The 14534-nt window shown below is 74.0% G+C and carries 11 protein-coding genes; 5 read left to right on the top strand and 6 right to left on the bottom strand.

Annotated elements, in window-relative coordinates:
• Positions 1-6: 6 nt before the first annotated feature.
• Together ACA514_RS16950 and ACA514_RS16945 are read right to left on the bottom strand one after the other, a co-directional pair.
• Positions 7-651, bottom strand: a complete 645-nt coding sequence (locus tag ACA514_RS16950) for an NUDIX hydrolase (RefSeq protein WP_375042099.1) — start codon at positions 649-651, stop codon at positions 7-9.
• Positions 614-1486 (bottom strand): DUF6597 domain-containing transcriptional factor, encoded by an 873-nt coding sequence (locus tag ACA514_RS16945; protein WP_375042098.1) that lies wholly within the window; start codon positions 1484-1486, stop codon positions 614-616. The genes ACA514_RS16950 and ACA514_RS16945 overlap by 38 nt, the downstream gene beginning before the upstream one ends.
• A gap of 66 nt (positions 1487-1552) precedes the next feature.
• On the opposite strand from ACA514_RS16945, the gene ACA514_RS16940 reads away from it, so the two are divergent.
• Both ACA514_RS16940 and gltX read left to right on the top strand, forming a co-directional pair.
• Positions 1553-2161, top strand: coding sequence for a TIGR03086 family metal-binding protein (locus tag ACA514_RS16940; RefSeq protein ID WP_375042097.1), 609 nt, complete (start codon positions 1553-1555; stop codon positions 2159-2161).
• 105 nt (positions 2162-2266) lie between these two features.
• Entirely contained in the window at positions 2267-3667 is a 1401-nt protein-coding gene (gltX, locus tag ACA514_RS16935) for a glutamate--tRNA ligase (protein ID WP_375042096.1), read from the top strand.
• A 15-nt stretch (positions 3668-3682) separates the two neighbouring features.
• Here the strand turns inward: gltX and ACA514_RS16930 are convergent, their stop codons facing one another.
• The 3 genes from ACA514_RS16930 to ACA514_RS16920 all read right to left on the bottom strand — a co-directional run bounded on the left by ACA514_RS16930 (position 3683) and on the right by ACA514_RS16920 (position 9564).
• Positions 3683-4708: a sulfite exporter TauE/SafE family protein gene (locus ACA514_RS16930; RefSeq protein WP_375042095.1), complete on the bottom strand. Its 1026-nt coding sequence runs from the start codon at positions 4706-4708 to the stop codon at positions 3683-3685.
• A 112-nt stretch (positions 4709-4820) separates the two neighbouring features.
• On the bottom strand, positions 4821-5483 hold the full coding sequence (locus ACA514_RS16925) for a two-component system response regulator (RefSeq protein WP_375042094.1): 663 nt from the start codon (positions 5481-5483) through the stop codon (positions 4821-4823).
• A 115-nt stretch (positions 5484-5598) separates the two neighbouring features.
• The gene (locus ACA514_RS16920; RefSeq protein ID WP_375042093.1) at positions 5599-9564 is read right to left on the bottom strand and encodes a HAMP domain-containing protein; all 3966 of its coding nucleotides are present in this window, start codon (positions 9562-9564) and stop codon (positions 5599-5601) included.
• A gap of 319 nt (positions 9565-9883) precedes the next feature.
• Here ACA514_RS16920 and ACA514_RS16915 point away from each other — a divergent pair, with 319 nt between their 5' ends.
• From ACA514_RS16915 to ACA514_RS16905, 3 genes are all read left to right on the top strand, one after another.
• On the top strand, positions 9884-12166 hold the full coding sequence (locus ACA514_RS16915; RefSeq protein ID WP_375042092.1) for a SpoIIE family protein phosphatase: 2283 nt from the start codon (positions 9884-9886) through the stop codon (positions 12164-12166).
• Between the two features lie 31 nt (positions 12167-12197).
• Positions 12198-12536, top strand: a complete 339-nt coding sequence (locus ACA514_RS16910; protein ID WP_375042091.1) for an STAS domain-containing protein — start codon at positions 12198-12200, stop codon at positions 12534-12536.
• Positions 12537-12620: 84 nt separating this feature from the next.
• A complete protein-coding gene (locus ACA514_RS16905) occupies positions 12621-12989 on the top strand; it encodes an ATP-binding protein (RefSeq protein ID WP_034517645.1) in 369 nt (122 codons plus the stop codon).
• Between the two features lie 124 nt (positions 12990-13113).
• Here ACA514_RS16905 and ACA514_RS16900 read toward each other — a convergent pair whose 3' ends face one another.
• Positions 13114-14463: a class II 3-deoxy-7-phosphoheptulonate synthase gene (locus ACA514_RS16900; RefSeq protein ID WP_375042090.1), complete on the bottom strand. Its 1350-nt coding sequence runs from the start codon at positions 14461-14463 to the stop codon at positions 13114-13116.
• Positions 14464-14534 lie beyond the last annotated feature (71 nt).

Below are 14534 nucleotides of genomic sequence, written 5' to 3'. Positions count from 1 at the left end.
ATCCCGCTAGTTGCGGGTCCAGTCGGGCTGGGCGAAGTCCGCCACCCTGGCCCGGCGCCCGAGCAGCACCACCTCCCGGAACTGCCACAGCATGGCGCCGGTCGGGGCGTGCACCCGCCAGTTCGGCCCGAGCCACATCTGCAGCAGGCTGCCGCCGTCCGGCAGCGGCACCCACTTCGGGGTGTCGTCGTCGGCGAGCCTGCGCAGGCTCGTGTAATGGACGGAATGGACCTCGTCCGCGTTCGGCGCGAGCGGCCCCGGATCCTCCAGGACGACCACGACCGGGGTGATCGCGAAACCGGACGTGGCGGGGAAGTCGTCCAGCCGGCCGATCACGTCGCCCGGGCCCGCGCGCAGGCCGATCTCCTCGTGCAGCTCTCGCAGCGCCGCCTCCTCGGCGGTCTCGCCGTCCTCCAACCGGCCGCCGGGCAGCCCCCACTGGCCGGCGTTGCGGCCCCGGTACGCGCGCTTGATCAGGATCACCGACGGGACGCCGCCGTCCTCCACCGCGCACAGCACGACCCCCGCGCGGCGCAGGCCGGGCGCGTCCGGGACGGTGGTGTGCTCGAACCCGGCCAGCCGCTCCGCGGCGAGCCGGTGGAAGGCCGTCAGGTCATCGAGGGGGCCGGGGGCCGGGCGGGGGTCCGTCATGTCCCGATCCTGCCAGCCCCTCCTCCCGCGCGTACCGGGCGGGGGAGGTGCCGACCGCGGCGGTGAAGTCGCGGGTGAAGTGGGCCTGGTCGGCGTAGCCCAGCTCGGCGGCGAGCCCGGCCCAGTCGACCCGCGTGCCCGCCGCGGCCCGCTCGGCCGCCTCCATCATCCGGAACCTGCCGATCACCCATTTCGGGCCGATTCCCACGTACTCGTGGAACAGCCGCTGCAGGGCGCGCGGGCTCATGCCCTCGTCCCGGGCCACCTCGCCGACGCGGACGACGCCCGGCCGGTCCGCGATCCGCGCGACGATCGCGGCGGCCCGCTCGGCGGACGGGTCGGGCTCGGGCCGCAGGCCGGCGAGGAACTCCTCCAGCCGGGCGACGGCGTCCCCGTCGCCCGGCGTCGCGAAGATCTCCGCGGCGAGGGCCCGGCCCGGCTCGCCGAACACCTCGTCCACCGCCGCGAACCGGCCGGTCAGTGCGGACACCGGCCCGTCCAGGAACGGCCGGAACCCGCCCGGGCGGAACGCGGCGCCGATCACCCGGCCCTCGCCCGCGATCTCCTCCACGAAGTCGTCGCGGACCACCCCGGCGATCCGCGCCCGCGTCGCGCCGCTCGTCAGGTAGCTGGTGAAGGTCACGTGGACCGACGGCCGGGTCAGCACCCGCTGCCGGTGCGGCGGACGGCCCCTCAGATCCCAGCGCAGCACCCACATGTGCGCCACGAAGGGGGCCAGCGCCGGGGGAGGCGCCGTCCGCTCGACCCGGAAACGCTCCAGGCCCGTCCGCGCGTGCAGGATTCCGCGTGTCCCGCCGGGTAGGGATCGGCCCATCGGCCCAGGCTAACGGTGTCGCGTTTTTTCAAGACCGCGCGCCGCCGCCCGGCCTAGCGTGGACGCATGTTCGAACTGATGAGCGAAGGAGTCGTCATGGACGTCCGGAGCCAGCTGCGGCCGGCCGCGGACGCCGCCGCGCGGATCGTCCTGGAGATCCCGCAGGACCGGCTGGGCGATCCCACGCCGTGCCCGGGCTGGGACATTCGCGCGCTGGTCAACCACCTGATCCTGTGGAACGCGCGGGGCGAGACCGCGGCGCGCAAGGAGCCCTCCACCGGGCCCGGCGAGGACCACGACTTCACCGCCGAGCCCGGCTGGGCCGAGCGGTTCGAGGAGCAGGCCCGCAGGACCGCCGGCGCCTGGAGCGATCCCGCCGCCTGGGAGGGCAACACCAGCCTCACCGGCAACAAGGAGGGCATGCCCGCCGCGTTCATCGCCGGGATCGTCCTCGGCGAGTGCGTCGTGCACGGCTGGGACCTCGCCATCGCCACCGGCCGCGACCCCGCCTTCCCGCCGGAGGTCGTCGAGGCGGCCTGGGAGCAGCTCGTCCCGACCGCCGAGATGAGCCGCCGGTACGGCGCGTTCGGGCCCGAGATCCAGGTCCCCGAGGACGCGCCGCTGCTCGACCGCGTCCTCGGGCTGGCCGGCCGCGACCCGCGCTGGAAGCCCTGACCGTAGCGCCCGGCGGGCGTCCCGGCCCGGGCGGGGGACGCCACGCCGGGCGGCGCGTCCTCATCGGGGCGCGAGCGGCCCCCCGCGCGCTCTACCCTGGGGGGCATGTCTTCGAGCTCTTCGATCCGGGTACGTTTCGCGCCCTCGCCGACCGGCATGTTCCACGTCGGCGGCGCCCGCTCCGCGCTGTTCAACTGGGTGATGGCGGCCCAGTCGGGCGGCACGCTCGTACTGCGGATCGAGGACACCGACGCCTCCCGGAACAGCCCCGAGTGGACCGAGGGCATCATCCGCGCCCTGGCCTGGCTCGGCATGGACGGCGAGCAGTACGAGGGCCCCTACTTCCAGTCCGCCAACGCCGACCGGCACGCCGAGGCCGCCCGGACGCTGCGGGAGCAGGGCCGCGCCTACTACTGCGACTGCACCCGCGAGGCCGTCATCGCGCGCACCGGCGACCAGCACAAGGGTTACGACGGGTTCTGCCGCGACCGCGGCCTGGAGGCCGGTCCCGGGCGCGCCCTGCGCTTCCGCACCCCCGACGAGGGCCAGACCACCGTCGTGGACCTGCTGCGCGGCAAGCCCGTCTTCGACAACGCCGTCCTGGAGGACTTCGTCATCGCCCGCGCCGACGGGTCGGTCACGTTCCTGCTGGCCAACGCCGTCGACGACATGAGCCAGGGCATCACCCACGTCGTGCGCGGCGAGGAGCACCTGTCCAACGCGCCCAAGCAGCAGCTGCTGTGGGAGGCGCTCGGCGGCGAGCCGCCGGTGTGGGCGCACGTCCCGGTGATCGTCAACGAGAAGCGGCAGAAGCTGTCCAAGCGCCGCGACAAGGTCGCCCTGGAGGACTACCGGGCCGAGGGGTACCTCGCCGAGGCGATGCGCAACTACCTGATGCTGCTCGGCTGGGCCCCGTCCGACGACCGCGAGATCGTTCCGTGGGACGTGATCGTCGACGAGTTCCGGATCGAGGACGTCAACTCCTCGCCGGCCTTCTTCGACGTCAAGAAGCTGCGCGCGATCAACGGCGAGTACATCCGGGCGCTGCCGGAGCAGAAGTTCATCGCCGAGTGCCTGCCGTTCCTGCAGGAGGCGCCGTTCGACGTGGACGTCGCGGTGTTCGCCGAGCTGGCGCCGCTCGCGCAGACCCGCGTCGCGCTGCTGTCGGAGATCGTGCAGATGATCGACTTCGCGTTCCTGGACGAGCCGCCGCAGGACGAGCAGTCCTGGACCAAGGCGATGAAGGAGCCGGCCGCCGCGATCCTCGCCGCCGCCGAGGCCGCCTACCAGGACGCGCCGTGGAACGCCGCCGAGCTGAAGGACCGGCTCGAGCGCATCGGCACCGAGCACGGCCTCAAGCTCGGCAAGACCCAGGCGCCCGTCCGCGTCGCCGTCACCGGCCGCACCGTGGGCCTGCCGCTGTTCGAGTCCCTGGAGATCCTCGGCCGGGACCGGACCCTCGCCCGCATCGCCGCCGCCCGCGCGAAGCTCGCCGCGTCGTCCTGACCCGCCCGCCGCGGGTCAGCGGAACGTGACCGCCCCGGGGTAGTGGCCGGACGCGCACATGAAGCGCATCCGGCCCGGCTCCGGGGCGCCGAGATCGACCCGCGTCTCGCCGGTCGCCGGCAGGTACACGTCCCTGTCGCGGCTCGGGATGGTGAACACCCGCATGTGCCCGGACGTGTGCCGGGTCCGCAGCACGAGGACGGTGTGCACGCGGGCCCGCGCGGTCAGCAGCGCGGGCCGGTAGCCCCGGTCGAGCGCCCACACCGTCACGAACTGGGTGCCCGACCCGTCCGTCCGGACGAACCGCGCCGAGTCGGCCGCCGCCGTCCCGCCGCCGCCCGGCAGCCAGCCGCCGAGCCGCAGGCCCGACAGCAGCGTCCAGCCGGACGCCGCGAGCAGCGCCACGGCGAGCAGCGCGGTCAGCCGTCCCCGCAGCAGCGCCATCGCCCGCCCGACCGTGACGCCGATCAGCCCGAACAGCGGCGCCGTGCCCAGCACGAACGCGCCCATCACCACGGCCCCGCCCAGCACCGACCGCGACGTCACGGCCAGCAGCTCCGCCGACAGCGTCAGCCCGCATGGGACCAGCACCGTGGCCGCCCCCAGCACCACGGGCCGCCGCGACCGCCCGCCCCGCGGCACGTGGCAGCGGCCGTCCGGCTCTTCGGGGTCCGGTGCGGAGCCCCTGCGCCGCCGCAGCAGCCGGCGCGCCGGGCCGAAGCCGAGCAGATCCAGCGCGAACAGCGCCAGGACCAGCGCGGCGGCCGCCAGCAGCGCCCCCCGCAGGCGCGGCCCCGGCTGCACCGCGCCGCCCACCAGCCCGAGCAGCGCGCCCAGCGCCACGTGCGAGACCAGCTTCGCCGCCAGGAACACCGACACCTGACGCACCGGCCGCGCCGCCCGCGCACCGGTACCGGCAGCACCGTCCGGGGCTCCGCCGACCGCGCCGGTCAGCAGGCCGAGCTGCGTCGCCGCGCACGTGGTGCCGCCCGCCAGCAGACCCGCCCCCGCGCCCGCGAGGAACAGCCCGGCGACGTCCACGGCCCCACCTCCCGGCGGAACCCTCCCCGGCGCCGCGGGCAGCGAAGCGTCACTGACCGGACACGGCCAGTCGATCGACCGCGGCCGGCCGCCGCCGCGCGGTAACGCGGCCTCAGCCGCCGTCCAGAGCCTCCCGCAGCGCGGCCAGGCGCCGCTCCAGCTCGTCGTACTCGCCTTGCAGAGCGGGCGGCAGGTGCTTGCCGACCGTCTCGGCCTGCTCCACCACCTCGGCCAGCCGGTCGGCGGCCCGCGGGCCGGCCTCACCGTCGCCCTCGGCCGCCCCATCGTCCCTGGCCGCCCCCGCGTCCCGCGCCTTCAGCAGCGTCGACTGCTCCCGCAGCAGCGCGGCCTGCTCGCGCAGCAGGGCCGTCTGGTCGCGCAGCTGCCTGTTCTTGGTGTGCAGCTCCACGAACACCGACACCTTCGCGCGCAGCACCCACGGATCGAACGGCTTGGAGATGAAGTCCACCGCGCCCGCCGCGTAGCCGCGGAACGCGTAGTCCGGGTCGCTGTTCACCGCCGTCAGGAAGATGATCGGCAGGTCGCGGGTCTTCTTGCGGCGCTTGATGTCGCGGGCCGTCTCGAACCCGTCCATCCCCGGCATGACGACGTCCAGCAGGATGACCGCGTACTCGTCGGTGAGCAGGGCCTTCAGCGCCTCCTCGCCGGACCGCGCCCGGACCAGATCCTGATCGAGCGAGCTGAGGATGGCCTCCAGCGCGATCAGGTTCTCCTCGCGGTCGTCCACGAGCAGGATCTTCGCCTTGTCGTCCACGCGTCGTCTCTCCGATTCCGGTCCGGCCCCCGCCGTACGGCCGCGCCCGCGCTCCCGCGCCCGCGGCCGTGCTCCTGCCCCCACGGCGACCCTACCTGCCGGACGACTCCTCTCCTCAGCGGACGATGGAGGGTTGCAGCCAGTTCCTCATGACGTCAAGGAGATGATCCACGTCGACGGGCTTCGGCACATAGTCCGACGCGCCCGATTCGAGGCTCTTCTCGCGATCGCCCTTCATCACCTTCGCGGTGATCACGATGATCGGCAGCTCGGCGAACTGCGGCATCCGCCGGATCGCCGCCGTCGTCGCGTAGCCGTCCAGGCCGGGCATCATCACGTCCATCAGCACGATCGCCACGTCCGGGTTGCGGTGCAGCAGGTCGATCCCGGCCTGCCCGTCCTCGGCGTACAGGACCTCCATCCCGTAGCCCTCCAGGACGGAGGTCAGCGCGAACACGTTGCGGACGTCGTCGTCGACGATCAGCACCTTGCGGCCCGACAGCACGGTGTCGACGAAGTCCGCGGGCGGCTCGGCGAGCACCCCGTTCAGCGCGGGCTCCGCCCGCCCCGGACGCTCGGGCCTCCGCCGCCCTGCTGGCGCGCCGTTCTCGCGGCCGGCGCCGACCGCCGCGCGCGGCGCGCCGTCCTCGTCCGCGGCGCGGCCCGCCGGCAGGGCCGGCGCGGCCTGCGGCTCCCCGTCCGCCTCGTCCGGCGCCGCGGACCGGCGCCGGGCCTCGGGCTCGCTGTACTGGGCCGGGAGGTACAGCGAGAACACGCTGCCGCGGCCGGGCTGGCTCTCCGCCTGGATCTCCCCGCCCAGCAGCCGGGCGATGTTCCGGCTGATCGACAGGCCCAGCCCGGTGCCGCCGTAGCGGCGGCTGGTGGTCCCGTCGGCCTGCTGGAACGGCTCGAAGATCTCCTGCAGCTTGTCCGCGCTCACCCCGATGCCGGTGTCGATCACCCGGAAGGCGATCACGTCCGGGGTGTTCCACAGCGCCGGCAGCGTGAAGTCGATGTCCCCGGCCCGCTCGATCACCAGCCGGACCTCGCCGTCGGCGGTGAACTTCACCGCGTTCGACAGCAGGTTGCGCAGCACCTGCTGCAGCCGCTGCTCGTCGGTGTTCAGCGTCGCCGGCACGTCCGGCGCGACCTCCACCCCGAACTGCAGGCCCTTGTCCAGCGACAGCGGGCGGAACGTGGCGTCGACGTAGTCGACCAGCGCCGGCACCGACAGCCGCTGCGGGTGCGCCTCCATCTTCCCGGCCTCCACCTTGGCCAGGTCGAGGATGTCGTTGATCAGCTCCAGCAGGTCGGTGCCGGACTCGTGGATCGTCCGGGCGAACTCGACCTGCTTGTCGGTGAGGTTGCCGCCCTGGTTCTCCGACAGCAGCTTGGCCAGCACCAGCAGGCTGTTCAGCGGCGTGCGCAGCTCGTGCGACATGTTCGCCAGGAACTCCGACTTGTACCGCGAGGAGATCGCCAGCTGCTCGGCGCGCTCCTCCAGCGTCCGCCGCGCCTGCTCGATCTGGAAGTTCTGGATCTCGATCGCGCGGTTCTGCTGGGCCAGCAGCGCCGCCTTCTCCTCCAGCTCGGTGTTGGAGTGCCGCAGCTCGCCCTGCTGGCGCTGCAGCTCGTCGGAGCGCTCCTGCAGCTCCTGCGCGAGCCGCTGCGACTCGCCGAGCAGCGCCTCGGTCCGGGTGTTGGCGCGGATCGCGTTCAGCGTCACCCCGATCGTCTCGATCAGCTGGCTGAAGAACGCCAGGTGGACGTCCGTGAACCGGCCGAACGAGGCCAGCTCGATCGCGCCGAGCACCTCGTCCTCGAACACGATCGGCAGCACGATGATGTTGACCGGGGACGACTCGCCCAGCCCCGACCCGATCCGGACGTAGTCGGCCGGCGCGTCGTTGATCAGCAGCGGCCGGCGCTCCTGCGCCGCCTGCCCGACCAGGCCCTCGCCGAGCGCGAACCGGACCGTGCCGATCCGGCTGCGCCGCGTCCCGTACCCGGCGATCAGCACCAGCTCGGCGTCCTCGCCGCCCTCGGCCAGGTAGAACGCGCCGTACTGGGCGCTCGCCGTCGGGGTCAGCTCGCGCATGATCAGCTCGGCGACCTGCATCAGGTCGCGGTGCCCCTGCATGAGCCCGCCGATCCGGGCCAGGTTGGTCTTCAGCCAGTCCTGCTCCTCGTTGGCGCGGGTCGTCTCGCGCAGGGTGGCGACCATCAGGTTGACGTTGTCGGACAGCTCGGCGACCTCGCCGCGCGCCTCCACGGTGATCGTCCGGGTCAGGTCGCCGGTGGCGACCGCGCTGGCCACCGCGCCGATCGCGCGGACCTGCGTGGTCAGGTTGCGGGCCAGCTCGTTCACGCTCTCGGTCAGCCGCTTCCAGGTGCCCGAGACGCCCTCGACCTCGGCCTGCCCGCCGAGCCGCCCCTCGCTGCCGACCTCGCGGGCGACGCGGGTGACCTCGGAGGCGAACGACGACAGCGTGTCCACCATCGTGTTCAGCGTCGTCTTCAGCTCGAGGATCTCGCCCTGCGCGTTGACGTCGATGCGGCGGGTCAGGTCGCCGTGCGCGACCGCCGTCGCGACCTGCGCGATGTTGCGGACCTGGTAGGTCAGGTTGGACGCCATGCCGTTGACGTTGTCGGTCAGGTCCTTCCACATGCCGCCGGCGCCGGGCACGTGCGCCTGGCCGCCGAGGCGGCCCTCGGTGCCGACCTCGCGGGCGACCCGGCTGACCTCGTCGGCGAACGCCGACAGCGTGTCGACCATGGTGTTGAGGGTGTCCTTGAGCTGCAGGATCTCGCCCTGCGCGTCCACCGCGATCTTGCGGGTCAGGTCGCCCTGCGCGACCGCCGTCGTGACCTGGGCGATCCCGCGGACCTGCATGGTCAGGTTGTTCGCCATCGAGTTGACGTTGTCGGTCAGGTCCTTCCAGACGCCGCTGACGCCGGGCACGTTGGCCTGGCCGCCGAGGCGTCCTTCGGTGCCGACCTCGCGGGCGACGCGGGTGACCTCGTCGGCGAAGGCCGACAGGGTGTCGACCATGGTGTTGACGGTGTCCTTGAGCTCCAGGATCTCGCCCTGCGCGTCGACCGTGATCTTCTTGCTGAGGTCGCCCTCGGCGACGGCGGTGGTGACCTGCGCGATGTTGCGGACCTGGTAGGTCAGGTTGTTCGCCATCGCGTTGACGTTGTCGGTCAGGTTCTTCCAGACCCCGCTCACGCCCCGCACGTTGGCCTGGCCGCCGAGGCGGCCCTCGGTGCCGACCTCGCGGGCGACGCGGGTCACCTCGTCGGCGAACGCCGAGAGCTGGTCGACCATCTGGTTGACGGTGAGCTTCAGCTCCTGCAGCTCACCGGTCGCCTCGACCGTCACCTTCCGGGTCAGGTCGCCCTGCGCCACCGCCGTGGTGACCTCCGCGATGTCGCGGACCTGGGACGTCAGCCGCCCCGCCATCACGTTCACCGCCGCCGTCACGTCCCGCCAGCGGCCGGTCATGCCGCGCGCCGGGGCCTGCCCGCCGAGCCGCCCCTCCGTGCCGACCTCGCGGGCGAACTGGGTGACCTCCCAGGTGAACTGGTCCAGCAGCTCCACCATGCCGTTCACCGACTTGGCCATCCGCAGCAGCTCGCCGCGCATCGGCCTGCCGCGGACCCGCAGCTCGACCCGCTGGCTCAGGTCGCCGGCCGCCACCGCCTCCACCACCCGGTGCATCCCGGTGGCGAGGTCGGTCAGCTTGTCGATGATCGCGTTGGCGTCCTCCACGGCCGTCGCCCACGTCCCGCGCAGCGGCCCGGGGGCCAGCCGGCCCCGCAGCTGGCCCTCGCGGCCGATCTCGCGCCGCACCCGGGCCAGCCCGGTGGCGAGGTCGTGGCCGTTGCGCCGGATCTCCTCGAGGATCCCCGCGGCCTCGGCCACGGCGCCCTCGCCGGGCACGTTCAGCTCGGCGCCCGTCCTGCCGTCGCGGACGGCGGCCAGCGCCTTCAGCAGCGGTTCGAGATCGGCGTCGCTGTAACGCGGCGTGGTGTCGCGAGACCCGCCCGCGGGGCGGGCACGGGACGCTGTACGCGGCATGCTCTTCATCCTCCTGGCCCGCGGTCGCCGGGGTGCCCGGCACGGGGAGCGGTCGTTCGGGACCGCCTCCCGGCCGCATCTGTACTCTACGTTGCCGGCCGTTCCCCGACCCGAATCGCACGCCGACGGGGGACACGCGGCTTAGGTCGCGGATCGGGGCCCGTAGTCTTCGTGTTACGGTCTGTCGTGTTGTGGCGGGGGCGCTCACCAGGTCAGAGACGTTCCGCGGCCCCGGTTCACGACTCTCGTGGCCGGGTGGCCGGACAGTCTGCCACGATGGCCAGACCCGGGTAATCAGGCTTCGAACGAGGGACGGCAGTTGGATCGGCAGACGGCGTCGGCGACGTTCCCGTCCGCCGCCGCGGCGGTGGCGGACGCGCGCCGCTTCGTCCGGAAGGTGCTCGCCGACTGGGGCATGGAGGAGGCGGCCGACGACGCGGTGCTGGCCACCAGCGAGCTCGCCACCAACGCGGTCGCCTACGCCGGCACGTCCTTCGAGGTCTCCTGCCGCCTGGAGGACGGCGACATCGAGATCGAGGTCCGCGACCGGCACCCCACCCGGGGCATCGAGATGCCGGGCGTCACCGCCTCCAGCGGCCGCGGGCTGCCGTCGATCGCCCGGCTGGCCGCATCCTGGGGCGTCTCCTACGACCGCCGCACCAAGGGCGTGTGGTTCCGGCTGCCGCGCCCCGGCGCCGACGCCGGCGCGGCCCCCGGCGAGGCCGCCGAGGCCGGGCCCGCCGAAGAGGCACCGGCCCCGGGCGGCCCCGCCCCCGAACAGGCCCCGCCCGACCTCGACGAGCTCGCCGAGCTCGACGCGGCCGCCGAGGCCGGGCTCGGCGCCGCCGCCCCCGGCGGGCGGACCCGTGACGACCGGCTCGACGCCGAGCGGCTCGACACCGACGGGATGGCCGAGCCGCCCGCCGCCGGCGACCGGCTGCTGCGCTCCCCGGCCGCGGTCGAGGCCATGGACGACGCCGTCGCGGCCGTCCGGGAGGTCCTCGGCGCCGACGGCGCGGCCGTGCTGCTGACCGAGCGCGACGGACGGCTGATCATGGGCGCGTCGAGCGGCACCGCAGCGGAGATGCCGCTCGGCGGCCTGACGGTCGGCGGCCTCGCCCCGGCCGTCCGCGCCGGCACGCCGTGGGTCGCCCCCGGCGCCGACGATCCGGCCGCCGCCGCGCTGCGGGCGGGCTCCCTGGCCGCCGCGCCGCTGGAGTCGCAGGGCCGCCTCACCGGCCTGCTGGTGGCCGTCGCCTCGGCCCCCGGCCGGTTCGGGGAGTCCGACGGCGCCCGCCTCGGCCGGCTCGCCGACGAGATATCGCTGTCCCTGGAGAAGGCCAGGGTGGGCGAGCTGGAACGGTCCTGGCGCGGCTGGCTCAGCTTCGTCGCCGAGGCCAGCGACCTGCTCGCCGGCACCCTCGACCAGGAGCGGACGATGGCGCTGGTCGCCCAGCTCGTCGTGCCGCGGCTGGCCACCTGGTGCGCCGTCTACACCGTCACCGAGGCCGAACCCGCGCGGCTGGCCTACGTCTGGCACGCCGACGAGACCCGCGCCGACGGCCTGCGCGACCTGCTGGAGCAGGCCGGCTCCGCACCCCCGATGGACGCCCCCGGACCGTGGAACGGACCGGCCGGAGCGCCGCGGGAGGTCCGCGCCGCCGCCGGCGGCACCGCCGACGACCAGGTCTACGCCTTCCCGCTGATCGCCCGGGGCCGGCGCATCGGCAGCATCGTCATCGGCCGCCCGGCCGCCGACCGGTTCCAGCGCAGCGCCATCGAGCTGGCCGAGGAGCTCAGCCGCCGCGCCGCCCTCGCCGTCGACAACGCCCGCCTGTTCTCCGCGCAGACCGCCATGAGCAGCGCCCTGCAGCGCAGCCTGCTGCCGCCGGGCATCCCCGAGATCCCCGGCCTCGAGGTCGCGGTGGTGTACGAGCCGGCCGGCGAGGGCAGCGAGGTCGGCGGCGACTTCTACGACGTGTTCGAGTCCGGCGCCCGGCCCGGCGGCCCGCAGCCCGCGTCCCGCTGGCGGTTCGCCATCGGCGACGTGTGCGGCACCGGCCCGGAGGCCGCCGCCGTCACGGGCCTGGCCCGGCACGCGCTGCGCATCCTCGCCGCCGAGGACATGTCGGTGCCGGCCGTGCTGACCCGGCTCAACCGGCTGATCCTGGGCGAGGGGGAGCGCGGCCGGCTGCTCACCCTGCTGCACGGCGAGATCGCGGCGCGCCGCCGCCGCGACGGCGTGACGATCAGGCTGACCAGCGCGGGACACCCGCTCCCGCTGGTGCTCGACCCGGAGGGCGGCGTCCGCGAGGCCGCCTCGCCCCAGCCGCTCCTCGGCGTGTTCGACGGCGTGGAGTTCCACACCGACACCGTGGAGCTGCGCCGCGGCGAGGTGCTGCTGTGCGTGACCGACGGAGTCACCGAGCGCCGCTCGGGCAGCCGGCTGCTCGGCGACGGCCACGGCCTGGAACGGCTGCTGGCCGGCTGTACCGGGCTCAGCGCTGGGGCGGTGGCCGCCCGCATCCAGCGCGCGGTCCGCGACTTCGGCCCCGAGCCCTCGAACGACGACGTTGCCCTCATCGTTCTGCGGGCGTCATGATGGAGACCAACAATCGGTAAGGTGGGGTGGCGTGGGGCTTGCCTTGCACACGACACGACAGGACGGCCGCGCGACGATCGCCGCGCGCGGCTCCATCGACCTGCATTCGTCCGATGAGCTGCGGGCCCGGCTGGCCGAGCTCGTGGACGCCGGCGAGCGCGTCGTCGTCGTCGACCTCACCGCCGTCGACTTCTGCGACTCCTCCGGGCTCAACGTCCTGGTCCGCGCCTACAAGCACGCGCGGGCGCAGAACGCCGTGCTCACCGTCACCGGCGCCTACGGCCGCGTCGAGAACGTGCTGCGCACCACCGGCCTCGACCGCTTCCTGATCGAGGACACGGCGGAGGGGGCGTCCGCCGATGGGCGCTGACACCGCGCCGCCCGGCCCCGGGCGGCCGGATCTGACGGGACGGACCACGATGCGGAACGGCGAGCGGGCGGAGTGACCGATCCCATGACGGAGACCACGTTGCGCGCGGCGCCCCAGACGGAGGCCGTCGAGTACGCGCGCCGCCTCGCCGCCCGCACCATGCGCACCTGGGCGCTGATGGAACGCGAGGAGCTCGTCACCGCGATCGTCGCCGAGCTGGTCGCCAACGCCGTCCGGCACGCGGGCACCGCTCTGGAGCTGCGCCTGCTCCGCGGGGCCGGGCGCGTCCGCGTCGAGGTCCGCGACCGTGCCGCGCAGCTGCCCCGGCTGACCGTCCCGGGACCTCTCGACGAGTCGCACCGCGGCCTGTTCATCGTCGACCGGTTCGCCACCTCGTGGGGCGCCGACCCGGTCACCGGCGGCAAGGTCGTCTGGGCCGAGGTCAGCATCTGACGCCGCGTCCCCGAGGGAACGCGACGGACCGGAGATCTTCCTTCACGGACCACGTCTTCACGGACCCACGCCGTCGCGGCGCGCGCCCGCGCGTGACCGCGGGCGCGCCCTTCGCGGACGGGTGTCAGGACGACTTGCGGTACAGCTCCGCGACCATGAACGCCAGGTCCAGCGACTGGCCGCGGTTGAGCCGCGGGTCGCACGCCGTCTCGTACCGCTGGTGCAGGTCGCCCTCGACGAGGCCGTGGCCGCCGCCGGTGCACTCGGTCACGTCGTCGCCGGTGAACTCGATGTGGATGCCGCCCGGGTGCGTGCCGAGCGCCCGGTGCACCTCGAAGAACCCGGCGACCTCGTCCAGCACGTCGTCGAGCCGCCGGGTCTTGTGCCCGCTCGGCGCCTCGTAGGTGTTGCCGTGCATCGGGTCGCAGATCCACGCGACGGGGGCGCCGCTCTGGTGCACCTTCTCGATCAGCGACGGCAGGGCCTCGCGGATCCGGCCCGCGCCCATCCGGGTGATGAACGTCAGCCGGCCCGGCTCCCGCTCCGGGTTCAGCTTGTCGATCAGCGCCAGCGCGTCGTCGGCGGTCGTCGTGGGCCCGAGCTTCACCCCGATCGGGTTGCGGATGTGCCGCAGGAACTCCACGTGCGCCCCGTCCAGCTGGCGGGTCCGCTCGCCGATCCACAGGAAGTGCCCGGACACGTCGTAGGGCAGGCCGCTGAGGTGGTCGATGCGGGTCAGCGCCCGCTCGTACTCCAGCAGCAGTGCCTCGTGGCTGGAGTAGAACTCCACGCTGTGGAACTCCTCGGGGCTCGCCCCGCACGCCTTCATGAACGTCAGCGCCCGGTCGATCTCCCCGGCGAGCTGCTCGTACCGGCGCCCCGACGGGCTCGTCGCCACGAAGTCCTGGTTCCAGGCGTGCACCTGCCGCAGGTCGGCGTAGCCGCCCTTGGTGAACGCCCGGCAGAGGTTCAGCGTCACCGCCGCGCAGTGGTAGGCCCGCAGCAGCCGGTGCGGGTCGTTGCGGCGGGACTCGGCGTCGAACGCCAGGCCGTTCACCGCGTCGCCCCGGTAGGCGGGCAGCTCCACGCCGTCGCGCACCTCCGACGGCTTCGAGCGCGGCTTGGCGAACTGCCCCGCCATCCGGCCGATCTTCACCACCGGCACGCTGGCGGCGTACGTGAGCACCACCGCCATCTGCAGCAGCGTCTTCAGCTTGTTCTTGACCGCGTCGGCGTTCGACCCCTCGAACGTCTCGGCGCAGTCACCGCCCTGCAGGACGAACGCCTCGCCCCGCGCGACCTCCGCGAGGCGCGCCTTGAGCTGGTCGCACTCGCCGGCGAAGACGAGCGGGGGCTGCGCGGCGAGTTCGGCGGCGACGGCGCGGATCTCGGCCGGGTCGTCCCATTCGGGCTGCTGGAGGGCGGGGAGGTCGCGCCAGGCGTCGAGCGCCCCCGAGACGCTGGAAGTACTCACGCGCAAAGGTTATAGGGCGCCGCGCGCGCTCGACGCGCCGTCCGGGACCGGTCGGGCGCTCTGTGCGGATT

Source organism: Actinomadura sp. NTSP31 (assembly GCF_041951385.1).
GTDB lineage: Bacteria > Actinomycetota > Actinomycetes > Streptosporangiales > Streptosporangiaceae > Spirillospora > Spirillospora napierensis.
This window is presented reverse-complemented; position numbering and strand designations above follow the sequence as displayed.